The organism is Pseudomonas sp. NFX15, assembly GCF_049132105.1.
Taxonomy (GTDB): Bacteria; Pseudomonadota; Gammaproteobacteria; order Pseudomonadales; family Pseudomonadaceae; genus Aquipseudomonas.
On sequence record NZ_JAFMPV010000001.1, the window covers coordinates 1 to 25,904 of the forward strand.

Here is a 25,904-nt window from a genome sequence, read left to right on the forward strand (position 1 = left end):
TCGCCAAGCAGTTTCGTGGGCAGCTTTCCGCGACGATGCAGATCGATCAACCCGATCACGCACTTGCTGCGCGACTGTTGCCCATTCTGGAGCGTCGCACGGGCCGCATCGTCGTCAATGCGTTCGCGCATCCGCAAGAAGTGTCGTATGCGTCGATTCATGGCGGACCGTTTCCTGCGACGTCTGATAGCCGCTTCACGTCAGTTGGCATGACGGCAATCGAGCGATTCCTGCGGCCTGTTTGCTACCAGGGCTTTCCGGACGACCTGCTACCCGAAGCGTTGAAGCATGACAATCCGGCGGGCATTTGGCGTCTGACTGATGGCGAGTTATCGAGCGTTTGAGGCAAGCGAGCAATCACTTCGCGACGCGCGTGACTCAAGTGCGCGCGTCGTATCGCTTGCAATGAAGGTGGGAAAGAGGCCGCTGTCCTGAATCTGCATCGAAGCTTTATCGGGGGCTTTCTCAAACGGTTGGCTCGCTGACGTTTGTACGACGCCGGCGTGTCGCGGTTATTTTCGACACTGCCTCCTCGGCCGGTGGGATGTCTTTTACTTGGCGCGCCTGGTATGTCTCGCCCCATTCTCTGAGATTAATCAGCAGCGGCGCGAGCGAGGTGCCGAACGGCGTAAGTTCGTACTCTACCTTCGGTGGGACTTGAGGATAGACATGGCGCGCAATGATTCCATCCGCCTCCAGTTCACGCAGCTGCAGCGTCAACATGCGCTGCGTTGCATTCGGGACGAGTCGTGAGAGTTCCATGAACCGCTTTTTCTCACGCAGCAGATGAAAGAGGATTACCGCCTTCCACAAGCCTCCGATAACGGAGAGCGTAACTTCGACAGCGCACCCGCTCTTGCTGTCCAGACGTTTCGGTCGCATTGCACTTATACCTACATTATTGATAGTACCGGTGATAATTGTACCTTCTTGTGATAATCGATGCATATCCGGAAAATCACGCCGTGCTCGCTGACCTTCCGCGACCACGCGCGCGATCGTCTTCTCGACGCCGAAGCCACATCACGCATCGTGCGTCCATCAATTGACTAGCAGGAGTTGTTTCGATGAAAGCCATTACCTTGCGCCAGCCCGCCGGACTGGCAAACCTCGTACTCGCGGATCTTGCCGATCCTGGTGTGCCAGCGGCAGGCGAAATTCGCGTGCGCATCCACGCGAGTTCGCTCAACGCCCATGACCTGGGTGTCGTCATTGGACGCTTGCGCACCGACGACGGTCGCATTCCGATGTCGGATGGCGCGGGTATCGTCGAGGCGATCGGCGACGGCGTGACCGAATTCGCGGTTGGCGACGCAGTCGTATCGACGTTCTTTCCATATTGGCTCGACGGTGGCCCGACACTCGCCGATTTTTCGACGACACCGGGTGACGGCATCGATGGATACGCTCGCGAATCCGTCGTTCGTCCCGCGCAATGGTTCACGCATGCTCCGCGAGGCTTCAGCCATGCAGAAGCAGCGACGTTGACAACTGCTGGGCTGACTGCGTGGCGTGGGTTAGTTGTCGACTACGCGCTGAAGGCAGGTGACACCGTGCTCGTTCAAGGCACGGGTGGTGTCTCGATCTTCGCGCTGCAGTTCGCGAAGCAGATGGGGGCAACGGTGATCGCGACGTCGTCGTCTGACGAGAAACTGGAAAAGGCCCTCGCGCTCGGTGCCGATCACCTGATCAACTACAAACGCGATACTGACTGGGCTTCTAAGGTACTCGAGATCACGAACGGTCGCGGTGTCGATAACATTATCGAAGTGGGCGGTCCGGACACACTTGGCCAGTCGATCCGTGCTTGCCGCATCGGTGGCCACATCGCACTGATCGGCGTATTGACCGGGATTGCTGGGCAGGTGCCGACGGGTGAATTGATGCGTCGTCAGCAGCGGCTGCAAGGGCTGATTGTAGGCAGCCGCAGGAACCAGATCGACATGATCCGCGCCATCGAAGCAAACGGCATCAAGCCTGTAATCGACTCTACGTTTGCACTTGAGGAAATTGCTGACGCGTTCCGTCACCAAGCAGCAGGCAAGCATTTCGGCAAGGTTTGTTTGTCGGTCTGAAGGGAAAGGCGTAACCCGCTTTTTTAAAGCGAACTCAATCAGTGCTGAAGCCATCCATCAGTCAACCATGGTGGGAGCCATAGTTCCACTCCAGGTCACAGTCCTGCCCAGAGCCAGGCTTCTGCAAGCCTCTGAGCAGGCGCGACCTTCGTCCACCGCGAGAGTGCGCTGAAGAATGACTTATGAGGCTCGTTGATCGAAGGCGAGAGATGTTGCTCAGAATGTGCATTGGACACCTGTGCCTAAGCGGGAAAATGAAAGCCGCGCGGTCCCACCGAGCGGCTGATAAAACATTCAATGGAAGAGGTTCGATGATCTGTCTCCCACTCTGGCAGCAGGAGGCAGGTCAAAGGATCCTTACCTGATGTCTTCGTGTAGTCGTAGGCAAGTCGGTGCAACTGCCTTGGGCGACTTCCGCCGCCATCCCCACGGTCTCACCCAGTGTTGGATGGGGGTGGATGGTCTTGCCGATATCCACGGCATCGGCGCCCATTTCGATGGCCAGGCAAACCTCACTGATCAGATCGCCGGCACCGGTGCCAACGATGCCGCCGCCGACCACCCGGTGGGTGTCCGCATCGAACAACAGCTTGGTGAAGCCCTCATCGCGCCCGTTGGCAATCGCACGACCTGAAGCGGCCCACGGAAACACTGCCGATTCGACTTTGATGCCTTTGTCTTTTGCTTCTTGCTGAGTCAGACCCGCCCAGGCCACTTCCGGATTGGTGTAGGCAACCCCCGGAATCTGCAAGGCATCAAAACGACTGCGTGCCAGTTCAGGATTATCAAACGCCTCGCCTGCCGCCACTTCAGCGGCGACGTGCCCTTCGTGGACGGCCTTGTGCGCGAGCATGGGCTGGCCAACGATGTCGCCGATCGCGAAAATGTGCGGCACGTTGGTGCGCATCTGCTTGTCCACGGAGATGAATCCGCGCTCACTCACCTCGATACCCGCATTGTCGGCATCGATTTGGTCGCCATTGGGTTTGCGGCCGACAGCGACCAATACCAGGTCATAGCATTGCGGCTCGGTGGGTGCCTTTTCACCCTCGAATGTCATCCAGATACCTTGCTCGCTGGCCTCGGCTTTCACCGTGCGAGTGTTCAACATCACCTGGTCGAACCGGTGGCTGTTGTGCTTTTCCCAGACCTTTACCAGGTCGCGATCGGGCCCTTGCATCAAGCCGTCCTGCATCTCGACCACATCGATGCGCGCGCCGAGGGCCGAATAGACCGTGGCCATTTCCAGCCCAATGATTCCGCCGCCCACCACCAGCATGCGTTTGGGTACAGCCTTTAGTTCCAGGGCCCCGGTGGAGTCGACGATGCGCGGGTCCTTCGGCATGAACGGCAGCTTGACCGCCTGGCTGCCGGCGGCGATCACGCATTGCTTGAAGCGAATGACCTGTTTTTCGCCTGTCGGTTGTCGGCCTGAACCCGAGCAGTGTGCGACTTCGATATGGTGCGCATCAAGGAAGCGACCGACGCCACGCACGACCTCTACTTTGCGACTCTTGGCCATCCCGGCGAGACCGGTCGTCAGTTTGTTGACCACCGATTTCTTGTGCCCGCGCAGCTTGTCGATGTCCACATGGCCGGCACCGAAGTCGACCCCCAGTGCCGCCAGATGCGGGACTTGCTCCATCACCGAGGCGATATGCAACAACGCTTTGGAGGGGATGCAGCCAACGTTCAGGCACACGCCGCCAAGGGACGCATAGCGCTCTACCACGATGGTTTTCTGGCCCAGATCGGCCGAGCGAAAGGCGGCGGAGTAACCGCCAGGGCCACCTCCCAACACCAGAACGTCGCACTCAAGGTCAGCGCTGCGAGCACCGGTTGAAGACACTGCTGACCCAGGTGTTGGAACAGGGGCAGATGACAAAGGCCGGGGCGCCGTGTCATTGGACTCCAGCGTCAACAGTACCGCGCCTTCACCGACTTTCTCGCCGACCTTGACCCGCACTTCCTTGACCACGCCCGCCGCTGAAGAAGGCACATCCATCGTCGCCTTGTCCGATTCCAGCGTGCAGATGGCGTCATCGACCGCCACCACATCACCCACCTTGACCAGTATTTCAATCACCGGCATGGCAGCAGCATCGCCGATGCCTGGCATCTTCACTTCAATAACCTGACTCATGGGCTGCCCCCTCAAAGAGTGATCCGACGGAAATCAGCCAACAGAGCCGCCAGATGCTGGAGGAAACGGGCGGCCGCCGCACCATCCACGACGCGGTGATCCCATGACAGGGCCAGGGGCAGAATCAGTCGTGGAGCAAATCCTTTGCCATCCCACACCGGCCGGGTTTGCGCACGGGTAACGCCGAGGATCGCCACCTCCGGCGCATTGATGATCGGGGTAAAACCGGTCCCGCCTATGCCGCCCAGGCTTGAAACGGTGAAGGTGCCACCGGTCATGTCGGCGGGGCCCAACTTGCCGTCCCGGGCCTTGCGCGCCAACTCACCACATTCCGTGGCGATCTGGCCGATGCCTTTTTGATCGGCATCGCGAATGACGGGAACCACTAATCCATTCGGTGTGTCAGCCGCAAAACCGATGTGGTAGTACTGCTTAAGGATCAAGATCGGCTCGCCGTCTTCGTTGCCCAACGAACTGTTGAACTGCGGGAAGGCCTTCAGGGTCGCGACCGCGGCCTTGATCAAGAACGCCAGCATCGTGTACTTGGTCGCGTCCTTGCCGCCTTCTGTGTTGAGCTGCACGCGAAACGCTTCAAGCCCGGTGATGTCGGCTTCTTCGTTGTTGGTGACGTGGGGAATCATCACCCAGTTGCGAGAGAGGTTGGCGCCGGAAATTTTCTTGATACGCGACAGTGCGACCTTCTCGACATTGCCGAACTTGCTGAAATCAACGTCCGGCCAAGGCAGCAAATTAAGCCCGCCTACCTGGTCGGCGTGAGGCGCGGATCTGTTAAGACGAACCAGGGCGTCCTTAACGAAGCGTTCGACATCTTCACGAAGAATGCGCCCACCTTTACCAGTAGCCGCCACTTTCGTGACGTCCACACCCAATTTTCGGGCATAACTGCGAATTGAAGGACTGGCGTGTGGTTTCGCGTCGGGTGTATTCACCGTTGGCGCTGGTGCAATAGCTGGCACAGGTACAACTGGCGTCGATACTAAGGGTGCAGGCGCAGGTGAACTCTTTACCGCATCAGCCACCGAGGTCCCATTCACTGCGCTGACAGCGGCAGGCGCTTGATCGACGGCCATCTGCAACGTGAGGATGGAGCTGCCTCTGGAAACTCGATCCCCTTCCTTGATGGTCACCGACACAACAACACCTGCGCCAGGGCTCGGGACATCCATCGATGCCTTATCCGACTCCAAGGTCAGCAAGGGGTCATCAAACGCCACTTTATCGCCCGGCTTGACCAACACTTCGATCACCGGGAGGTCTTTGAAGTCCCCGATGTCAGGGACATGAATCTCTCTGATTTCACTCATGACTTACCGTCGCCCAGAAATAGATCCATTGCGGGTTCACGCAACGGAGGGGGCGCTCATCGAGCGCCTGCGAAGAGAAAACCGGTCAGCACGTCCACGGCGCCGGGCGATCACCTTTCAGGTCGTAGCGCTCGATGGCTTCGGCCAACACTTGACGCGGCAGCTTGCCGTCACGCACCAAACCGTCCAGTGCGGCCAGCACCACCTGGTGACGATCCACTTCAAAGAAGCTGCGCAAGGCGGCGCGGGTGTCGCTGCGGCCAAAGCCGTCGGTACCCAGTGCAATGAAGCGGGCATCCACGTAGCTAGCGATGAGTTGCGGCCAGGCGCGAACGTAGTCGGAGGCGACAATCACCGGTGCATCGCCGGCAAGGGAGGCGCACAGATGGCTGACTTGCTCAGGCTGGGTAGGGTTCAGACGATTGCGTCGCTCCACTTCCCGCGCTTCGCGAGCGAGTTCACTGAAACTGGTGATGCTCCACACCTCGCTCGATACCTGCCAGTCAGCCGCCAGCAACTCGGACGCCGCGATCACTTCGCGCAGGATGGTGCCGGAACCCAGCAACCTCACCGAGCCACGCGACGGCGGTGCATCCGTCACGGCATAGCGATACATGCCGCGAATGATTTGGTCTTCAACGCCGGACGGCAACGAGGGCTGGGCGTAGTTCTCGTTCATAACCGTGATGTAGTAGAACTCATCGACATCGCGCTCCATCATCTGGCGCATGCCATGGTCGACGATCACCGCGAGTTCGCCCGCGAAAGCAGGGTCATAGGCACGGCAGTTGGGAACGGTGGCCGCCACCACATGGCTGCTGCCATCCTGGTGCTGCAGCCCTTCACCACCCAAGGTCGTACGCCCGGCGGTGGCGCCCAGCAAGAAGCCACGGGCACGCTGGTCTGCCGAGGCCCAAATCAGATCGCCGACACGCTGAAAACCGAACATCGAGTAATAGATGTAGAACGGCAGCATCGGTTTACCGTGGGCGCTGTAAGAGGTGGCAGCAGCCACCCACGAAGACAATGCACCTGCTTCCGTGATGCCTTCTTCCAGCAGCTGGCCGTCACGGGCTTCGCGGTAATACAGCATGGAACCGGCATCTTCCGGTTCGTAAAGCTGCCCCAGCGGCGAGTAGATACCGATCTGACGGAACAGGTTGGCCATACCGAATGTGCGCGCTTCGTCCGCGACGATAGGTACGACGCGAGGCCCCAGTTCCTTATCCTTGAGCAAACCGCCGAGCATCCGCACCACCGCCATGGTGGTGGACATTTCTTTGCCGTCGGCCTCGAAGGCGAAACGCGCGTAATCCGCCAGGGCGGGTATGGCAACGTGTTCCTTACCCTTCTGCCGCGCCGGCATGTAGCCACCCAACGCAGTCCTGCGTTCGCGCAGATAACGCATTTCCTGGCTGTCTTCGGCCGGGCGATAGAAGCGCAATTGCGCCACATCGTCGTCCGACAGCGGCAGTGCAAAGCGATCGCGGAACGCCTTGAGTGCGTCGATATCCAGCTTCTTGGCCTGGTGCGAGGTCATGCGCGACTCGCCGGCACCGCCCATGCCGTAGCCTTTCTTGGTTTTGGCCAGGATGACGGTCGGCCGCCCCTTGTGCGCCTTGGCAGCGGCAAACGCGGCATGCAGCTTGCGGAAATCGTGGCCGCCGCGCTTCAGGGCATCGATCTCGGCATCGGACATGTGCGAGACCAGTTCCTTGACCTCTGGATCCTGCTGGAAGAAGTGCAGCAAGTTGTAGGCGCCGTCCTTCGAGCCGAGGGTCTGGTACTGGCCATCGACGGTCTGGGCGAAGCGTTGCAATAGAGCGTTGTTGGTGTCACGTGAAAACAGCGGGTCCCAGTCCGATCCCCAGATAACCTTGATCACATTCCAGCCGGCACCGGTAAACAGTGCCTCCAGCTCTTGAATGACCTGGCCGTTGCCACGTACCGGCCCGTCCAGACGCTGCAAGTTGCAATTGACGATAAAGGTCAGATTGTCGAGCTTTTCCCGTGCTGCGAGGGTCAGGCCTGCAATCGATTCAGGCTCATCCATCTCACCGTCACCGAATACCCCCCAAACATGACGGTCGGCGGTTTCGGCCAGATTTCGATGTTCGAGGTAGCGCATGTAACGCGCTTGATAGACTGCACTGATCGGGCCAATGCCCATCGAGCCGGTGGGGAACTGCCAGAAGTCCGGCATCAACCACGGGTGCGGGTAGGAACTCAGCCCATTGCCCGCGACTTCCTGGCGGTAGTTGGCCAGTTGCTCTTCGGACAGCCGTCCCTCAAGGAACGCACGGGCGTAGACGCCCGGTGCCGAATGCGGCTGGTAAAACACCAGGTCGCCGCCGTGATGTTCATCACGGGCACGGAAGAAATGGTTAAAACCGACTTCGAAGATTTCGGCGGCAGAGGCATAACTGGCGATATGTCCGCCCAGATCCCCGTACGCCTGGTTTGCGCGCACCACCATGGCCAATGCATTCCAGCGAATGATCGACGAGATCCGTTCCTCGACAGCAAGGTTCCCTGGGTAGGGACCCTGCCGTTCAATCGCAATTGTGTTGCGATAAGCCGAGTAAGGGTGCACATGCGAGGTGATGCCAAGTGCTCTTGCGTGCTGCTCTAACTGTTTGAGCAGGAACTGGCCGCGCTCGGAACCGCCATCGCGCACGACAGCCTCCAGCGACTCCAGCCACTCCTGCGTTTCATCTCGGTCAATATCCATCGACGCCATTGAACCGGCTATAGAATATTCGTTAGTCGAACCCATATATGCCTCCTCACTTATAGTAATAGCTTAGCGATTAACTAACAGAGTTTGATTTCGTACTAAGCAGCATTTATTGGGTAATTTGGGTGTGTCGTGCGTGGTAATAAAAAACAACATTATAAAAATACTGCGAATTAATCATTGGCCAATAGATTTGGTATTCAAGGAGAGCTCTAGATTAATGCTCGACAGCACCTAAGGTTGAGCTCGTATCCAGCGTCCATTTATCACCAACTCTTTGCTCTAAAAAGTGAGAGCAATACAAAAAAACAGGCCTCATCAGTCGTGCTTAGCTCTGCTCGATACTTGTTGCACTTGCAGCGTACCGGGACGGACCTCAGTTCGAGTGGCTGGTGACCCGACTTGGCCATCGACCACTCGCAGCTTGGAGTTGAAACTCAACAGGCCGTTATCACCTGCATTGAAAGACAAAGCCACCGGGTCAATCCCCAGCAAATATCATGGTGCCGAACAGGAAAGATCTCCGGCCTCATAATGTTTTTCGTTACGTCGAATTACTTTTTTATGAGGCAATCAAAAGTAACGGATGAGAGATGGCTGGAACATGCATCTAGCGTTGGTGCATTCCTTGAAGGTGATGCCGGAATGATGATAGAGCGCAGCCAATGGCACCGAATTTCGAGGTGATGCCTTGCCCGCAAAGCCACCGGGCTAAATTCTCACTCGCAGGTCAATGGCATCTGCTCAATGAGAAATCTCTGCGAAGGTTTCCCTATAGGCGTAAAGGCCGGGTACACCGCCCGTCATGATGAAGAGCACGTTATCGCCGGAGCTATAGCGTCCTTGTCGAAGATCGGCCAGCAGCCCGGCGAAGGCTTTGCCCGAGTACACCGGATCGAGAAGCAATCCTTCACAGCGGGCCATCAGCCGCACCGCTTCAAGCATGGCTTGCGTAGGCAGTCCGTAACCTTTGCCCAATTGGCTGCCATCGACATTGATTGCATCTGCTTGGAGCTTGATCGAACTGCCCAACAGTGCCAGCGTGTCCTGCGTCAACTGCAGAGTCCTGGCTGCGGAGGATTCCTGATCGGCCAAGACAGACCAAGACTTGACGGTCGAAGCGCTACGTCCTAGCACTTCAAACCCGGCGGCGAGCCCGGCATGAGTACCGGCACTGCCGTTTGGGACAACGACCTGGGAGAATTGCACGCCAAGTTCTGCCTCTTGATGCACGATTTCTGTTGCACAACTCGTGTAACCAAGGCTTCCAAACGGTGTAGACCCTCCCGTCGGTATGACCATTACCTTGTGCCCAGTCGCGCGCAGTTGCGTTGCCCGAATCTCGGCCATCGCTAGGGAATCAGCGCCCTTGTCCAGTATTTTCGGTTTGGCACCAAAGAGTTGATCCAGCAGCACATTACCGTTGAGTTCGTAATCCATGTCCGCCTTTGGCACAGATCGGGTCAGAAACAATTCGCAGGTTAAGCCGAGTCGAGCACAGACCGCAGCGGTCAATCGAGCGTGGTTGGATTGAATACCACCTACAGTAATGATGGTGTCGATGCCGTTTTTCAGGGCTGCGCCAATGTGAAATTCAAGCTTGCGTAGCTTGTTCCCACCACCTCCGATGAGCATGTGATCATCGCGTTTGAGATAGATATTAACGCCTAGGTCTGGCAAACCCAATTGCTGCTCAACACGTTCGGCGCGTTGGATTTGGGTGGTGCCTTGTAACAGCTCGGCTCGACCGAAGGCATTCAGCGTCTTGTCCAGTTCGGTATGCATGTGATGAGATCTCGTCGCTAACATTTATTCAAAATTAATATATGGATAACGTCGCGGGCGATAAACGCACTAAAAGTTAGTACTTGTGGAACCTGAGGTTAGTAATCAGTGTTATGTGTGTAATTTCATGATGAATACGGAGTCCGTCAGTTGTCTTTTCTCAAAGGCAGGGCTGTTTTGTAACGCACCTGTTTTAAACAAAGGCTAGAACGAATTTTCTCCACTTCCGGCATCGGTGACAGGCGTTCGATGATGAAATTTTCGAGTGCTTGCATGTCGGGCATGACCACTCGAATCAAGTAGTCGGCATCACCTGTCATCAAATAGCACTCCATTACCTCGTCACACTCGCAGACCTTTCGCTCAAAATTCTGCAGTGATTCACGTCCTTGCTGCTTCAAACTGATGGAAATAAAAACGTTGAGGCGTAGTCCCAGATGCTCTGGTTCCAGTAGCGCCACGTACTCGCGGATGCATCCCGAGGCTTCTAGCGCCTTGACGCGGGTAAGGCAGGGGGATGGCGAGAGATTAACGCGTTTGGCCAACTCAACATTAGACAAGCTGCTATCCCTTTGCAGTTCTCTGAGGATCTTCAAGTCGGTGCTGTCGAAGTTCATTATTCTTTTACTTTAATGGTCTGAGGAATTTTATGCCGCCGTGTGCGGAATTTAGTGTGAAAATCAGTCAAAAAAACTGCTTTTCTAGGCATAGACTAATAAAAAAGCTTGGGGGTGCCAATGAGCTCTTCTGGTGATTCTAATCCCGTGGCTAAAACCATTTCGCATCGCCTAGTAGATAACGGTGAGTTACAGGCGGCGTGGAATACAGGTCACTTGTCGCCGATAAGAGCCCGCGAAGGGCCAGCTTGCTGATCGACATGTTGGCCGATATACCCCGTGCGCCAGCGATTGCCTGGCCGCTTTGGCGTAAAACCAGCATCTCGGTCTAACATCCGACGCGGCTCCCGGATGACCTTGCCACCAAAAAGCGCCTGGCTTTGATGATGCGCTCTGGCCATAGTGGTGCGAGTCAATCGGGCTTATGGCAAATTCGGTGGTTATATCTCCATGTACTGAAGTGCGACGGCCCCATCCGAAATGGGTTTCAATTACGTCTTCCGCGCTCGCGGTGATAATTTCGACAGTGATCTGGTGTCTAATCGCTCAAAATGACACTGGTATGAATCATCTTTCTGCATATGGCATCGTGAGCTAGATACAAAGCGAATTTCCTTGTGTCGGGTCAGGGGCAGGGTTTTTGCGTTTTTCAGCATGGTTTACAAGGCGAGAAGGCATTTTTAATGAGCAAGCTAAGGCAAATGGAAGTATTTGTAGCCGTTGTGGAGGCCGGCAGTTTCGCCGATGCGGCTGTACAGTTGGACATGTCAGCGGTGATGGTGGGGCGGCACATTCAAAGCCTTGAAACGGCGTTAAATACCAAGCTGATTCAAAGGACCACTCGCCGACATTCTGTTACGGGTGAGGGCCGACTTTTTTACGAAGAGTCAAAAATAGCACTTGAGCAGGTTGAGTACGCCTACAGAAGGGTAGAAGCATCCACTGGCAAACCAAGCGGGCTGCTGCGTGTGACGGCGCCGATGACATTGGGGGGATCGTTGGTAGGCCCACTAGTCGCCGAGTTCATGCTGCTTTACCCGGATGTGCAGATAGAGTTGATCTTGAGTAACGAGGTGGTGGATCTGTACGAAAGCACCTTTGATCTGGGTTTTAGGATATCAGAGCTTATTGAAGTCAATCTTGTTTCAAAACCGTTGCCGCCGTATCGGATGGTGATATGTGCGGCGCCAAAATATCTGGAAGTGTGGCAGGAACCGCAAACTCCGGAAGAACTTTATAAACACAGAATTTTGACTCATACATCTTGGAATAATCGATTTGCCTGGCCCTTAAAGCACGGTAATAAAGAAGTGCCATGGCCGGAGAGAGCGGTACTGAAAAGCAATGACGGCCAGGTTCTTCTTGAAGCCGCTATTGCCGGCGGTGGGATATTGATGCAACCGGATTTTCTGGTGGCCGCGGCACTGTCAAAAGGTGAGCTGGTGGCGATTATGAGCTCTTATGTGCCGGCACCAAAGCCTGTTCAGATGGTATATCTTCGGTCAAAGAAGTCATTGCCAAAGTTGAACGATTTTGTCACGTTTATAATGGAGCGACTTGGCATGACTGGGGTTGACTGAGGCCGTTTACAATCGGCCCTAGTCTCAAGTGCTCAAATCTTGTTAGACGTAATGCTGGGAGGAATCGGTGCTTCGAACATAACTTTTTTGAAAATTTGAACTGATACTATCCATCGAAACAACCACCTTGCTGCGGTTTGCTAGTAGCTATAGGGGCGACGGCAAAGCTAGCTTCCAAACCGTTCAAAGAAGAAACGGTCGAATCGATGAGCGATTCTTATTTATTAAATATAAATATTCGATTTTCGATCCACTTTAATAGTTCTTCAGTACCAGCAGATTGGGGTTTTTTAAGTTTAACCAAAAGTCGAGCATACACATTCTGGAATAGTGGGTGATCGATTGACCGAGTCACCATGTCTCCGCCGACCATATCGTTAAATGCAGAGAATTCGCTCATCATCGTTACCGCGTCGCCGCCCATTACGAAGCGTCGGAGGGCTGTGAGGGAGTTCGTTACCATGGCCGGCCGAATGGATAGGTTTTCTGTATGTAATACGAGCTGAATAATTTTCCCTAACCCGTATTCAGTCGGCATCACAGCTAATGGATGACGCAGTATCTCCTGGAGAGTCAAAGGCTCACTTAGCCGCGTAAGAGGATGGTCGGATCGCATCAGTAAGCGAACAGGTTGCAGCGATGATGCGCGGTATGTGACTTCAGGATGTGCGGGCGGATTGTACGCCAGGCCAAAACTGGCGGCGCTCTGAGCAACCTCTTCCAGTACGCTGTTGACGGGAAGCACGTCCAGGCTAATACGAATGCCAGGATATGTACCAGTGAATTCCCTCAGAACATTGTGGATCAGCAAGTCGATAAATCCCTCGCTGGTAACTATACGGATTTCGCCCTCCCTTAACCCTTTTAGTCCTCGCAAGCGGTCTTCAAGGTGCTCTTGTTGGGCTTGGCACCCACGCCAGAACTCCAAAAGAAGGTGGGCTGCTTCGGTAGGAACTACGCCACGTGCTTGCCTTTCGAACAATACAGCTTCTACTTCTTCTTCCAGCAGTTGAATTTGTCGGGTGATGACCGAAGGTGCGGTGTTCAAATTCTCGGCTGCCCCGCGAATGGATCCGCTGGTAAGCACCTCATAAAAATATCTCATGCGGCGTTGATTTAGATCTCTCACAAAAACCTACCCATGTAACCATCGTTGCTCTCAGGGCAACGATACCATGGAAAAGTTGCTCTTGCTCGCTTGGTGTTTCCGCAAGAGTATCCATCGGAAAATAAAAATGTATAGCGGAGGGCAGTATGCGTAGGAGCATCGATCCATCGAGCGAGCTTTCAGTCATTTATCGGAAGATAAACTGGCGGTTATTACCTTTTTTGATTTTGTGTTACTTCGTGGCGTACTTGGATCGAGTAAATGTGGGTTTTGCCAAGCTTCAGATGCAAAGAGATCTGAATTTATCTGATGCTGCTTATGGACTTGGTGCAGGAATTTTTTTCGTAGGCTACGCCTTGTTCGAAACGCCGAGTAATTTACTACTACCCAAGATCGGAGCGCGGAAGACGCTCAGCCGGGTAATGATCTTATGGGGCATTACATCTGCATGCATGGTGTTCGTCGAAAACGAGAGATCATTTTACGTACTGCGGTTCTTCCTCGGAGTCTTTGAGGCCGGTTTCGCTCCGGGAATGGTTTTTTACCTTACCTATTGGTACGGGAGCGAACGATTGGGTCAAGTGATGGCAGTAGTTATGCTTGCGGCCCCACTGGGTGGAATGTTCGGGGCACCTTTGTCTGCGTGGCTAATGACAACTTTCGCAGGAGTTAATGGCTTAACGGGTTGGCAGTGGATGTTTTTTCTTGAGGCAATACCTGCAATACTGTTGGGTTTTATAGCGCTAAAAATTATAAATGATAAGCCCGCAACGGCGCCTTGGCTGAGTGCGAGGGAAAAACATGTACTGGACTTGCATATTGGTGTTGGACGAGGAAAGCACCATTCGTTTAAACACGTATTAAAGGACCCACGTGTTTATCTAATGGCTGCTGGATATTTTTGTTTGATCTGCGGCATATATTCAGTGAGCTTTTGGCTGCCTTCCATTCTTCAAGATGCTGGAGTTCAAGGCACCATGCAGATCGGCTGGTACTCAGCAATCCCATACATTGGTGCGATGGCGGGGATGCTGATCTTTGGGCGTACGTCCGATCGTTTCTATGAGCGGCGTTGGCACACAGCCGTTCCAGCATTATTAGGGGCGATTTGTTTAATTGGGTCAGTGATCTACAAGGGGGACTTTGCTTTATCGCTAGCTTTGTTAACTCTTTCAACGACCATGATGTGGGCCGCATATTCAGTGTTCTGGGCAATCCCTTCGCAATATTTGAAAGGTGACGCTGCCGCTGGTGGGATTGCGATTATTAACACGATAGGACTGACGGGCGGATTTATCAGTCCTACGTTGATTGGTTGCGCTAAAGCAGCCACCGGCAATTCTGATTCAGGTCTTCTGTTCATAGCTGCAACTCTTTTGGTTGGTGCTTTTACACTTGCTGCCAATAGACCTGAACCTGCTCAGCAAAGAGAAAACACCACGCAACCTATCTAATAATATCTACGAGGCGTCTTTACTTTCATGAAATACCGAATTTTAATCGCTGGTTTTCAGCATGAGACAAACACATTTGCGCCCTCCAAGGCTGAATACGAAAACTTCGTCAGAGGTGAAGGTTTTCCTCAAATGGTAAGAGGCATTGACATATTGAAACTACGGGATATTAATATCCCGGCGGGAGGATTTCTAATTGAGGCCGACCGGCTGGGTTATGAAGTTGTTCCGGTAATTTGGGCTGGGGCCAGCCCATCTGCTCATGTGACTCAAGAAACATACGATCGCATTACCGATGAAATTATAAATGCAGCGGCATGCGAAAAGATAGACGGCATATATCTAGACCTACATGGCGCGATGGTTGCCGAGCATACGGACGACGGTGAGGGTACGCTCTTGGATCGGCTACGTGCTGTTGTAGGCCAAGATATTCCGATAGTCGCTTCTTTAGATTTGCATGCCAATGTCACAGAGTTGATGCTGAAGCATGCGGATGCGATGGTTGCATTTCGGACTTATCCCCACGTGGATATGGCTGATACTGGAGCGCGAGCTGCGAAATTGCTTGATTTGCGACTGCGGTCGGGAAGGCTGCATTGCGAAAGTCTACGGCTCCCTTTCCTCATTCCTGTAAATGGGATGTGTACGCTTTTGGATCCGGCACGAAGACTCTACGATCATTTAGAACATCTTGAGTCCGAAGGCGTTTCGTTGTCGTTTACTCCAGGCTTTCCAGCAGCTGATTTCGAGGAATGTGGGCCAGTCATCTGGGGCTATGGACTGGATAGGCAAGTTTTGAAGCAAGCAGTATCAGTCCTTTATAAAAAGGTAGTTAGCGAGGAAGAACAGTGGGAGGTGCCTCTTCTACCCCCGGACGAAGCAGTGCTCCGAGCTATGGCATTAGCAGAGTCCGCTCTGCGTCCAATCATCATTGCAGATACCCAAGATAACCCCGGGGCGGGCGGGGACTCGAACACTACTGGAATGCTGAAAGCACTTTTAAGGCACGGTGCTCATAACGCCGCAATGGGATTGCTTTACGATCCAGCTGCAGTTCAGTCAGCCATTGCAGCAGGATTGGGCAGCTTCATCGAGATATCTCTAGGAGGGCAGTCAGGTGTGCCGGGCGATAGCCCCTTGCATGGTCGCTTTGAAGTTATGCACCTATCCAATGGGCGTTGTCGTTTCGCAGGTCCCATGATGAATGGCATGGAGGTTGATGTGGGGGCTGTTGCATGCTTAAAAATTGGGGATGTAAAGATTGCAGTAAGTTCTAGTAAATGCCAGATGTTGGACAGAAATTTGTATCGGATGGCAGGTATAGAGCCTGAGCAAATGAGTGTGTTGGTTAACAAAAGCTCCGTTCATTTTCGGGCTGATTTCGAGCCGATTGCCGAGCACATACTTGTTGCCAAAGCGCCTGGACCCATGACCGCAGATCCGGCAGACATCCCGTGGAAAAGGCTTCGTGAGGGTATCAGATTAAAACCCAACGGCCCTTCATTCCGTAGCTGAATAGGGCGAGCTGGCGGAGAGCTGGTCGCTGGAATGGCGCTATCCACCCGAGTAATCACGTGCACCTTGGATAGGAGCGGGCTCCATTCGACTGAATAGCCGTTATAAAACCATTGGCGAAGCAGCCTGCTGACTCGCCAATGGTGTTCCGGCACTCAAAGCTGATCTGCATCAATCACAGCCTGGGCGAACGCTTGCGGAGCTTCCTGTGGCAGGTTATGGCCGACGCCGCCACTGATAAGCCGGTACTGGTATTTGCCAGTGAAACGCTTGGCGTAATCCTCAGAGGCAGGGTGCGGTGCGCCGTTGGCATCACCTTCAAGGGTGATAGTTGGCACGCTAATGGAAGGTGCCGTGGCCAACTTCTGCTCCAGCGCTTCGTATCGGCTCTCTCCTTGCACCAAGCCCAGGCGCCAGCGATAGTTGAACACGGTAATGTCGACATGGTCAGGGTTGTCCAGAGCCTTGGCGCTGCGGTCGAATGTGGCGTCATCGAACGCCCATTTCGGTGAGGCCGATTGCCAGATCAACTTGGCGAAGTCATGGGTGTTTTTCTCGTACCCGGCGCGGCCACGGTCAGTGGCGAAGTAAAACTGATACCACCATTGCAGTTCAGCATTGGGTGGCAGCGGATTTTTACCGGCCGCTTGGTTCCCGATCAGGTAGCCGCTGACTGAGACCAATGCCTTGACCCTCTCAGGCCACAGTGCTGAAACGATGTCGGCCGAACGTGCGCCCCAGTCATAGCCACCGAGCACCGCTTGTTTGATGTTCAACGCATCCATGAAGTCGATGACATCACTGGCTAGCGCAGCAGGTTGGCCATTGCGAACGGTCTTCTCGGAAAGAAAATGGGTATCGCCATAGCCGCGCGCATAAGGCATCAGCACCCGATAGCCTTTGGCGGCAAGCAATGGCGCGACTTCATCATAGCTATGAATGTCGTACGGCCAGCCGTGCAGAAGAATCACCACCGGCCCGTTGGTCGGCCCGGTTTCAGCGTACGCCACATCCAGCAGCCCGGCGTTGACATGCTTCAGAGGGCCGAACGCGGAGGGTGCCGCATAAGTGGGGCCAGGCCTGCTCGTGGCTGGCTGCGCGGTTGTGGTCGTTTGCGCATGGGCTGCGCCAAGTAAGCCAAACAGCGTAACCGCGAGGATCGACGAACCGGCCAAGTGGCGGGCTTTGTTGTGCTGCAGTGCCATCTTCATGGTGATGTCTCCGTTGCAAGACATTGGCCAAGGCTTTAGCGATCCCTTCAAATGTTGCATGCTTTAGAACGCGACAACGTATCTGGCCTGTCGAAGGGAAGAACGGGTTCAGCCAATGTTCGGGGCTTTTAGACACACTGGAATACATAATGGATCAAAGGGATCACAGCGGGAAGACGTTGAGCTTCTTTATGAGACGGGTCAACGAGTAGAGACAGCTTTTTGGCAAAAAACAGTCAGTCACGACTGCCGTGGAGAGTTCCCGCTACCTGCGGTAGCAAGACAGTGCAAGCTCTCGATCGAATCTTAATCGCGAGTAGGTTGAGGCTGTTGAAGAACCGTCGAGCGTCTTCCTCATTGCGTGTCCCTGCAGTGAGAAAGCGTGCAGCCTCACCTACAAAATTGCCTACGAGCTATTTCGCCGCACCGACAAAGGTAATGTTGAAGCTATTACCGATGCGCATCGGGCGGCTGATGAGCTCTGGGAGCTTGTAGAGGCAAAGCAACAATGGCGGCAACTTCAAACAGTCTTGAGAGCCAGCATCGATCAGGTTGTTGACGCCGGCGCCGAATTGACCCAGTGGCCGAGATGTCACTGACCCAGTCTGCTTCCTTGAAAAACACTGCCTGTAAAGAGTTGTGTCGATTTAAAGGTGGGGCAGTCTTGCGTTGGCACGGGGTCAATTCGGCGTCAGCGCCAACAGGTTGGCGACCCATACCGGCCGGTCGTAGTTATTTCGAAATGAGCTGGTAGGACGCTTCGGACAGTAAGCAGGCTTGTGTGTGGGATCGGTCAGTTGACCCCAGTAGGCTGCTGCCTTCTGGCAGGCGCGTATTTGGTCGCGGTAGACATCGTCTTGTCGTGGAACGGCGAGGGGATGTCCAGTTAGAAGCGAAATTAATGGACACGGTACTGATGGGCTGTAACCCCTGATTTACCTGGGTTTAACGTGTCCATTTGTCCATTGATGTCACTACTACAATCATTCGCGCTCTCCAATATGGTGCCGCAGGACCCTTCGTCCAACAGAAAAACGTGGAATAAGGCTGAGCAGGACACTCGCAAGTACGCGCTCCGCGCTTCGGGCAATGTGTTCGTGTTCTCCGGTCCCATTTTTGACGAAGGTCACGAGACCGTTGGGAAGAACAACGTCTGGAAGCCCACACGCCTCTTCAAGCTTGTTTATGACGAAGCGACGGGGCGCGCCTGGGCTTTCGTGTTGCCTAACGCAGAATCCCCCCTGACTCGCCCCATGGATTACGCCACCTTCGTTAAGATGACTGGCATGCGGCTACTTGAGGGCCAACGCGTTACCGGCTCAATTTCATAGCAGGTCAAAGAGGATGTTGTCTCCCTGATGATTTATACGGAAACGGTCCTGGTTCAAGACAAGATTCGTGCTTTCGCGCCCACGGTGCTTCTTATCGTGGGCGTTTCTCCGCTTGAGCATCTGCTTGAGTTCTTCCGGGAGAAGCTAGTTTCCCTGTCCATGGAACGCACCTACGCCCAAGCGACGGGGCGGTTCATTGAATGGCTGTCCGTGCGCGCCCATGAGTTCACGGACGCCCCCAAGCGCAGCCTGTTGTACACGGCGTTTCTCCATGACCTGCGGTTCGGCACCTACCAAACGGGCGTCGGTGCCTACGGGCTTAACTGGACAGCGACTTCACAGCAAAATGCCAAGCGCCTTACCCGAGCCTTGTTGGAGTTCAGTGATTGGCTGAATCAGCGCCATGGGGCCACGATGCTGAATCCGATTCATCACCAAGCCTCCCCGGCGGACCAGCTTATTTTCTGGCGCAAGTGGAACAAGCAGAAGGCGGCCTCGCTCCTCGCGCATACGAAGCGTCGTACTCGGGCGGAGGAATCTTCTCTCCGGGGGCGACAAGTGCGATTGCCCCGAGACCGCAATGGCTTTTTGGCAGAAGCCAAGGCCTTCCCGGCGGAGCGTCTCGATGACTTGATATGGCAAGGGTTTATCAACCCAGGTCGGAAAGCGGAAACGCGCCCCTGGGTGAAGTACAACCTACGCGACATACTGATTACGCTTCTCTGTACGTATGGAGGTTGTCGGCCTTCGGAGCCTCTGCACCTATGGGTTGATGACGTATACATCGATCCGGATGACCCCTCGATTGCGCTTGTGCTGGTCCATGAGCCCACGGATGGGCTAGTGGATTATATCGACCCGATAACCGGCAGTAAGCGCAAGACCAATCGAGCCGATTTTCTTCAGCGTTTTTGTGGCGGCAGAAAGCCCCTCACGCAGGAAACAGGCCGCCGCCATTCCGGGTGGAAAGGGTGCTTGCTGAGCCGTTCAACATGCCTACCATCCAAATATCAAATGCTGGATTCGGCAGCGCACCCCCGGCGTATCTGACAACAGTTCATTCATATTTAAGCCGCGACCTTGAAAGCAAAGGCGCCAATTTTGGGGACATTACAAAGTTTCGGTTCCTGTTGGACAACCTGCTTAGCCGGTGTGGAGTCGAAGATATTGGCGACATTACCCCCGAAACCTTTCAGCTTACGGTTGAGCGCAGTCGATTGGGTAAGCTGCACTCCGTAGCGATACAGCCTGTCCTGGGCATGCTGCGTGAGCAATATCCTGATGTGGCCATCAACTGGACTCCCGACGATTTTGGCTTCTTCAAGAACAAGATGGGCCATCTGGCTCGGGACGACAACTTCAACTGGCTGCTTGCCAAAGAGCCTGAAATGGCCGATTGGGTCCGGCTGGCCATTGAGCACCTAGAAGCGAACCCGACCAACTTCAAGAAGCGCAAGTCGTCGGTCAACAACTTCTTGAAGCATCACCACGAACATCCGGATTTGCCTCGAAACCCCGCCGCTTACTTTGACATCCGCCGTAGGCCCACTGAGCTTTATGTGGTGCCTGGCAAGAAGGGCCGGCAAACCATGGCGGTCCTTCATGAATTTCACAATGAGGTGCTGTTTAAGGTCTGTGCCCAGCCCAATGATAATGAGGACCCTATCCTGAGGCCGGGCTTTGCGAGCCCCTTGCCCAAAGGCACCTATAAGAACGTGAATCAAGGGGAGACTCATCGGGAAGCCATGCCTACGCGGCTCATTAGTCTTGCCAAGCATATCTTGACCGAAAACGACTTTGCCTGGGCGAAGGAGGCTGGACGAATCAAGGATACTTTCCGGTGGCTTAACCCGGTAACGGGGCAATACGAGACCGTCTGGAGCCCGGTTCGCGCATACACGCTTCTTATCAAGCTTCTGCTGCCGGCACGGACTTATCAGGTGCGCATGCTGGACAGTGGAGAGGGCGATACCTATCGCTACGGCAAGGATGGCCTTTGGGACACGAACCTAGGGCTTCACCATCCCAAAGCCGGTGGCGAGCCCGTAGAGCGCGGGGTATTCAGAAAATACAAGCGAAAAGATGGAACCGATGGCTCCGTCTTTTACTTCAACACGAACAAGACCGGTGATGCCGACAAGGAGGTCAAGGGCTACGTGATGCCCTGGGAGAAGCATGATGCGCTGACCCTTTTGTCTGAGTTTCGGGACTGGCAGGAAAAATACAATCCCGTAAAGGGACCCACCCCTTGGACCGACATCCTCGAGCTCAAAAAGGTCAAGCACGTGGAGGACCTGGAGAAGATGGGCGCGAATTACTTCCTGTTCCGGGACCCTGCGAACCAAAGCGCATACGCGGCTTGTAGGCTTAAGGCGATTTCGTCCACCTGAGCCGTAGAGGACTCAAAGGCGGTCTCTGCAATCTCCAGCTCGCGTTGTTTATGGAAGGGGGCGCCACCACTCAAGGCGTCAGCGTGAGCATCCGATAAGGAATCAAACCGTTCCTGGGCTTTCTCGAAGGTGAGCGATGCCTTCTTCAGCCGATACGACAAGTCATTGACGTGGGCCTCCAGTCCAAATAGGAAGGCCGGGCCTGTCATGAAAAACCGGCACCGTGCACAATTAGACGCACCCCCAGGCACCGCCTGAAAGCGGGTGACATTGCTGGTGAGGTCTTGGACCACCAAACCTTCGTGGCAGCGCTTGGCCGCGACAGGGCAAATGCCATGGTCCATCACCAATAGGCCTACCCCTGTGCCGCTGCTTGCCGCATCGAGCGCGGAGGGATGCCGGTAGACCACCGCCTGCTCCAGTTCCTGACGGCTAGCAGACTTGATGAAGCCCGCCATTTCAGCTTGGGATTTGCGTTGCCGCTCCAGGAGCGCCTCGTCCATGCGAAGCGTCAAAGTTTCCACGTGGAGCTTGGTGTAGTAGAGGGTCATGAGCACCGTCGCATGTCCCACAATCTTCATCAGGTACTCGGGCGGCACGCCCTCCTCGTACATGGCCGTAATAAGGGAGACCCGAAGGCTATGGAGGTCAAAGGTGGCTGTGGAGGGTTGGCCCGTTTTCTTATCCCGGGTCAGCACCAAGCGTATGGGGTCGCCGTTGCTCAAAGTTTCCCCGACATCGGCCAGCCGGCGTTCCATCTCGTCCATCAGCTTGAGCCACAGATTGCGGATACGCACGTCGGTCACGGGCAAGTCGGGCCGGGTTACCGAGCAGTGCATCCGCATTGCAGCCCAAGATAAGGGTGATGGTTTGGCCCTGGTCGCGGCGGGTGGCACTGGTCAGCTTGAAGGGGTCTTGTCGGAAGGCCATGAGTTCGAGCAACTGAATCGAATCTGCGTTAATGCCACCCTTTACGACGGGCTGAACATAGATTGGCGGCAACCCAACCTGGAGCGCGCTCGCCTGTTTGACCGAATGCTGCGAAATTCTGGCCATGAGCCCCGGTTTTCCTTGCTGGATGATGAAGACGCCTTGCACGCGGCCAATGCCATGGGGCAATTCCTCTATGCTCGGCTGGAGGCCAACACAGTGCATGCCTTGGTAGATGGGCGAACGACTTTGCGCGCCGTGGGGCTGGACAAGGCATTCGCTACCCAATTGGACTTCATGAAGCCCAAGACCTTGGGCTTTGCGCAATCGGCAAATTTGTTGGAGTAAATATGATGAGCAACGGCCTCCCTCTCACTGCCCCGGATATTCTGAAGGACGCGCGACAGCTATATCAGGCCCATCGGGCTGCCGCCATCAAGTCCTCGAAGGTTGAGAACCTTGATAAAGTCTGGGAGGCGCTGAACGCGATACTGGACGATGGCGACCGCGACTATTCGCTGGCCGAAGTGGGTCGGCGCCTGGAGTCCATCGGCGGGCCCAAGACGCAAAGCCTGCGCAATACCCAAGGCGCGTACTACCGGGAAATCATCACGGCCTTTGCCAGTGCCGTCAGCGGCTCCACCCGATATGTGGCCAAGAGCAAGTCAAACGTCGAACAGGCCCTGGAGCTGATAACCGACCCCAGCATCCGAGCAACCCTCCGGGTCGCACTGGACGAGGCCAAGCGGCTCAAGGTGACCAACGACAACCTTCACGCGGCCTTTAAGGGGCTTCAGGTCGGAGCTTCTATTACGCCGACATCGCCCGAGGCCCCCGCTGCCTTACCCGCTCCAGTCGCGGCATCTCCCGAATTGTCTCCCCGCCTGCGAAATGCGCTTAGCAAAGGTATTGACCCTTCCCGCTTGGCACAACAAGGCCTCAGCATCACGGATGATGGTGGTATTCAAAATGAACATGGAGACAAGGTGTTCCCGCCTGCCTTTGTGCTTGCCATTCAAGCAATTCTGCAAAGCTAGGTGCGTAATTGCACTGACTTGACCACTCATTTGCATTGCCACTGACAAGCCAATTGCATCCGTGCTGAGCAACCGTTTGCATTCGACTTGATCAGCACTCACCGTACTGACGACGGGCAGAGAACTGCGGGTTTCAGCCCTTCGCGACAGGCAGAAATCGGCCACTTGCAGACCTCCTCGAAGGACGGATTTTGGAGGACGGCGAAACCAGGGGCGATCAGTAGTGGTGATTCTACACCCTTCAGTATCGCCACTTTCCGAACGAAAACGCCCTGTTTTGTTTGTACGGGCGTTTATTTCCGTTTCTGGAAGCTATCGAAACGCTTAGAGAGCGGGATCAAGAATGCTGACGTGCTCGACCTTCAAGCAAGCTTCGCCCTAGAGAAAAGAACCAGCACTGTATCAACAACAAGAATCCCCCGAAGATAAAAACGCTCACCTTCGATAACTCAAATGTTTCCGGTTCATACCACCGCCAAAGTACCGGGATAGCAAGTAAAACCCCGGTCAACACACGCCACAGAGCGTGGAGTGCTGTCCCGGCTTCTGTGCAGGTGGTGCGCCAGAAAGCAGAACGAGCTTTCATCCGATCGGTTTTCTTCCAAACAAAGCGGTCAAAGAGAACTGCTATGGGATAAGACAAGGTTAAATAGAACAGATACCAGAGTACATTATCAGGCGGCAACTGAGCCTTAACTGAAGTGTCTAGCATCTCAACTCCACCTGACCAGAAGGCGATGAAGGTAGGAATGCTTCCCAATGCAAAAGCAATGCAAAGCTCTTGAAACAGCCTCTTGCGCTTATTCATATATTCATAGCCACCTTAAAGTCGTTTTACAGCGTCATAATAGCGTCATTAGGCCACTATCGACCAGCGACCTGAGTCTGATTGCCCCCGCTCATGATGCAGCTGCAGTGCTCTAATCGGCGTCTATAAATAATGGCATCTGTGATGCTTTGAGCATTTGTGTCCAGCGTTTCCAAGGCCGTCATTGACCGAATTTTGCCCGTCACGATTGGTAGAAATCGACTAGTGCTGGTCCCGTTTTTAGCTTCGAGACACTGCTTCTCCTTTTTTGTACGTCTCCAGCGCAGCGATTAGCATCTCGTGGATATGCTCCCTGAGAGTAATGGGCTCCAATACTTCAATATCTGCAGCGTTCGCCAAAAGAAAGAGTCGCAGACCCTGTGTGTCGCGTGTTGTACAAGTCAGCAACCACTTGTTTCCGAATGGCTCCAGCTTTTGGTCTTTTTCGAGCGGGTTTTCAGTAAGCCGGGTGTGCAGGTTGGGGCTTAAACAAAGACGCGTTAACTGGGGAGGCGTGTACACACTCACAAGGTCTCTCTGCGCTTCATCTGAGTGAACATCGTAGCCCTCAGGATCATTGATATCCCTCTTGCCAGGCTCGACCTTTGTGATTCGATGAAGCATGAGTGCACAGAGTTTATTGGGCCCATTGCTGCTGTATTTACCTCGAGGCAATTCAGCGTCGGGCTCTTTACCCAGCCATTTCTCTTCAACGACATAGGCGGAGAGGTAAATATTGGAATCTTGATGGGACAATCCCAGAGGCTTGAGTTGGTAGATGCACTCCACTCCGTCGGCATCGCGAGGAAGGTACCCAACCTCCAGGGGTGAATCCTGCCTGATAGCCGTCTGCAGGCGCTTGAGATGTTCGGGGTTGTGCTTTCCAGGCAGCAGTACCGTAAATCGAGTCCCGGAGGTAATACGCTTATTGTAATCGAGCTTTCGAATACAGCCGTCTTGCATGACCAGTTCAGCGTAGTCCCGCAGGCCCTTTAGCTGAGCAGTCGCTGACTGCAGGCCAAAACGCTCTGCGTGCTGGAAGATCGCAGTGAGGGACATTGCGTCTTCAGGTGATAGGACTAGCGAGTGGCTTCGACCAACCGCTTTCCAGGTCAACTCTCTCCTGTCCTCCTCCGATTCTTGAGATACGACGTAGTCAAGCTCTTCTAGAACCTTCAAGTCCCTGAGGGTGGTTTTTTCGTGATGGTTAACACCACCATAACTGTTATCTGAAACCCAGCTTGCCAGGATCGCGTGAACATCTGCGGTTTTGATGGGTTTACCTTCTGCGTGAAGGATTTGTCGCAAGTAATCACGGCGGTGAGCACGATTTATCATCTTTTTTCACTGGTTGGGCGATTAGGGACAAGAAGTGTCCCTATTTGACTGCATGATGTTTCACATTGGCAAGGCAATCACGTTGATCACGGCTAACCCCAAGCGCGGGGCAGGCGGATGAAGGAGGCCTCATGAGCGACATCGAGATGTTGGAAGCGCTAGTGTTTCAGGCTGCGGCCGGGGGAATCAGCGCTGTTGATCTGCGCCGTCGGGTAATGCAGGAAGGGGAACAACTAAGTGAGGTCGAATTTCAGTCGATCATTCTGGGGTTACAGGAGGAAGACCGCCTGTGTGGCCAAGAGGTCGACGGTCAGTGGATTTACACCTCGATCGACAAGAACGATCCTACCTACACCCCTCTAGAGTACAGCCTACAGTTTGCCGAACAGATTATCGCGGCGTCGTGTGGGGAGTTCAGAGAGATCGACGTGGATGAAATGATCAGCCAGCTTGATGAAATGATTGCGCAAGCGCGATCGCGCAAAGACAAAAAATAAAAGCCTACGACTGGGCAATG

Annotated in this window: 20 protein-coding genes and 2 pseudogenes; 11 read left to right on the forward strand and 11 right to left on the reverse strand. The window is 54.5% G+C overall.

From position 1 onward, the window contains the following. Window positions 1–344 (forward strand): annotated as a pseudogene (locus J1D76_RS00005) (aldehyde dehydrogenase (NADP(+))); the annotation flags it as partial. 121 nt (window positions 345–465) lie between these two features. Here the strand turns inward: J1D76_RS00005 and J1D76_RS00010 are convergent. Further along, entirely contained in the window at window positions 466–882 is a 417-nt protein-coding gene (locus J1D76_RS00010; RefSeq protein WP_421136423.1) for a winged helix-turn-helix transcriptional regulator, read from the reverse strand. Window positions 883–1,067: 185 nt separating this feature from the next. Here J1D76_RS00010 and J1D76_RS00015 point away from each other — a divergent pair, with 185 nt between their 5' ends. Further along, the gene (locus tag J1D76_RS00015; protein ID WP_421136424.1) at window positions 1,068–2,075 is read left to right on the forward strand and encodes a zinc-dependent alcohol dehydrogenase family protein; all 1,008 of its coding nucleotides are present in this window, start codon (window positions 1,068–1,070) and stop codon (window positions 2,073–2,075) included. A gap of 346 nt (window positions 2,076–2,421) precedes the next feature. On the opposite strand, the gene lpdA is transcribed toward J1D76_RS00015, so the two are convergent. The 5 genes from lpdA to J1D76_RS00040 all read right to left on the reverse strand — a co-directional run bounded on the left by lpdA (window position 2,422) and on the right by J1D76_RS00040 (window position 10,685). After that, entirely contained in the window at window positions 2,422–4,218 is a 1,797-nt protein-coding gene (gene lpdA / locus J1D76_RS00020; protein WP_421136425.1) for a dihydrolipoyl dehydrogenase, read from the reverse strand. An 11-nt stretch (window positions 4,219–4,229) separates the two neighbouring features. Next, complete coding sequence (gene aceF / locus J1D76_RS00025) at window positions 4,230–5,543, reverse strand: dihydrolipoyllysine-residue acetyltransferase (RefSeq protein WP_421136426.1); 1,314 nt, start codon at window positions 5,541–5,543, stop codon at window positions 4,230–4,232. A gap of 85 nt (window positions 5,544–5,628) precedes the next feature. Beyond that, window positions 5,629–8,319 (reverse strand): alpha-ketoglutarate dehydrogenase, encoded by a 2,691-nt coding sequence (mdeB, locus tag J1D76_RS00030; protein WP_421136427.1) that lies wholly within the window; start codon window positions 8,317–8,319, stop codon window positions 5,629–5,631. A 705-nt stretch (window positions 8,320–9,024) separates the two neighbouring features. Then, window positions 9,025–10,065 carry a D-cysteine desulfhydrase family protein gene (locus J1D76_RS00035; protein WP_421136428.1) on the reverse strand — a complete coding sequence of 347 codons (1,041 nt, stop codon included), beginning with the start codon at window positions 10,063–10,065 and terminating at the stop codon, window positions 9,025–9,027. Window positions 10,066–10,211: 146 nt separating this feature from the next. Further along, entirely contained in the window at window positions 10,212–10,685 is a 474-nt protein-coding gene (locus J1D76_RS00040) for an Lrp/AsnC family transcriptional regulator (protein WP_421136786.1), read from the reverse strand. Between the two features lie 680 nt (window positions 10,686–11,365). Here J1D76_RS00040 and J1D76_RS00045 point away from each other — a divergent pair. Further along, the gene (locus tag J1D76_RS00045) at window positions 11,366–12,262 is read left to right on the forward strand and encodes a LysR substrate-binding domain-containing protein (RefSeq protein WP_421136429.1); all 897 of its coding nucleotides are present in this window, start codon (window positions 11,366–11,368) and stop codon (window positions 12,260–12,262) included. A 217-nt stretch (window positions 12,263–12,479) separates the two neighbouring features. Here J1D76_RS00045 and J1D76_RS00050 read toward each other — a convergent pair whose 3' ends face one another. After that, a complete protein-coding gene (locus tag J1D76_RS00050; RefSeq protein WP_421136430.1) occupies window positions 12,480–13,391 on the reverse strand; it encodes a LysR family transcriptional regulator in 912 nt (303 codons plus the stop codon). A 125-nt stretch (window positions 13,392–13,516) separates the two neighbouring features. Between J1D76_RS00050 and J1D76_RS00055 the strand changes: the two genes are divergently transcribed. Next, window positions 13,517–14,824: an MFS transporter gene (locus J1D76_RS00055; protein ID WP_421136431.1), complete on the forward strand. Its 1,308-nt coding sequence runs from the start codon at window positions 13,517–13,519 to the stop codon at window positions 14,822–14,824. Between the two features lie 27 nt (window positions 14,825–14,851). After that, window positions 14,852–16,342, forward strand: a complete 1,491-nt coding sequence (locus tag J1D76_RS00060; RefSeq protein ID WP_421136432.1) for a M81 family metallopeptidase — start codon at window positions 14,852–14,854, stop codon at window positions 16,340–16,342. 155 nt (window positions 16,343–16,497) lie between these two features. On the opposite strand, the gene J1D76_RS00065 is transcribed toward J1D76_RS00060, so the two are convergent. Further along, a complete protein-coding gene (locus tag J1D76_RS00065) occupies window positions 16,498–17,553 on the reverse strand; it encodes an alpha/beta fold hydrolase (RefSeq protein WP_421136433.1) in 1,056 nt (351 codons plus the stop codon). Window positions 17,554–18,524: 971 nt separating this feature from the next. Here J1D76_RS00065 and J1D76_RS00070 point away from each other — a divergent pair. From J1D76_RS00070 to J1D76_RS00080, 3 genes and pseudogenes are all read left to right on the forward strand, one after another. After that, window positions 18,525–18,884, forward strand: a pseudogene (locus tag J1D76_RS00070) (DNA/RNA non-specific endonuclease); the annotation flags it as partial. 27 nt (window positions 18,885–18,911) lie between these two features. Then, entirely contained in the window at window positions 18,912–19,934 is a 1,023-nt protein-coding gene (locus J1D76_RS00075; RefSeq protein WP_421136434.1) for a hypothetical protein, read from the forward strand. Further along, complete coding sequence (locus J1D76_RS00080) at window positions 19,877–21,274, forward strand: VPA1269 family protein (RefSeq protein WP_421136435.1); 1,398 nt, start codon at window positions 19,877–19,879, stop codon at window positions 21,272–21,274. The genes J1D76_RS00075 and J1D76_RS00080 overlap by 58 nt, the downstream gene beginning before the upstream one ends. On the opposite strand, the gene J1D76_RS00085 is transcribed toward J1D76_RS00080, so the two are convergent. Further along, complete coding sequence (locus tag J1D76_RS00085; protein ID WP_421136436.1) at window positions 21,199–22,080, reverse strand: tyrosine-type recombinase/integrase; 882 nt, start codon at window positions 22,078–22,080, stop codon at window positions 21,199–21,201. The two genes, J1D76_RS00080 and J1D76_RS00085, sit on opposite strands and share 76 nt — an antisense overlap. Between J1D76_RS00085 and J1D76_RS00090 the strand changes: the two genes are divergently transcribed. Next, complete coding sequence (locus J1D76_RS00090) at window positions 22,058–22,552, forward strand: hypothetical protein (RefSeq protein ID WP_421136437.1); 495 nt, start codon at window positions 22,058–22,060, stop codon at window positions 22,550–22,552. The genes J1D76_RS00085 and J1D76_RS00090 overlap by 23 nt on opposite strands. Before the next feature lie 5 nt (window positions 22,553–22,557). Beyond that, on the forward strand, window positions 22,558–23,241 hold the full coding sequence (gene gmtX, locus J1D76_RS00095) for a gamma-mobile-trio protein GmtX (protein WP_421136438.1): 684 nt from the start codon (window positions 22,558–22,560) through the stop codon (window positions 23,239–23,241). Between the two features lie 337 nt (window positions 23,242–23,578). On the opposite strand, the gene J1D76_RS00100 is transcribed toward gmtX, so the two are convergent. Beyond that, window positions 23,579–24,049 carry a hypothetical protein gene (locus J1D76_RS00100; RefSeq protein ID WP_421136439.1) on the reverse strand — a complete coding sequence of 157 codons (471 nt, stop codon included), beginning with the start codon at window positions 24,047–24,049 and terminating at the stop codon, window positions 23,579–23,581. 240 nt (window positions 24,050–24,289) lie between these two features. After that, window positions 24,290–25,387 (reverse strand): helix-turn-helix transcriptional regulator, encoded by a 1,098-nt coding sequence (locus J1D76_RS00105; protein WP_421136440.1) that lies wholly within the window; start codon window positions 25,385–25,387, stop codon window positions 24,290–24,292. Window positions 25,388–25,518: 131 nt separating this feature from the next. Between J1D76_RS00105 and J1D76_RS00110 the strand changes: the two genes are divergently transcribed. Further along, window positions 25,519–25,884: a hypothetical protein gene (locus J1D76_RS00110; RefSeq protein ID WP_421136441.1), complete on the forward strand. Its 366-nt coding sequence runs from the start codon at window positions 25,519–25,521 to the stop codon at window positions 25,882–25,884. Window positions 25,885–25,904 lie beyond the last annotated feature (20 nt).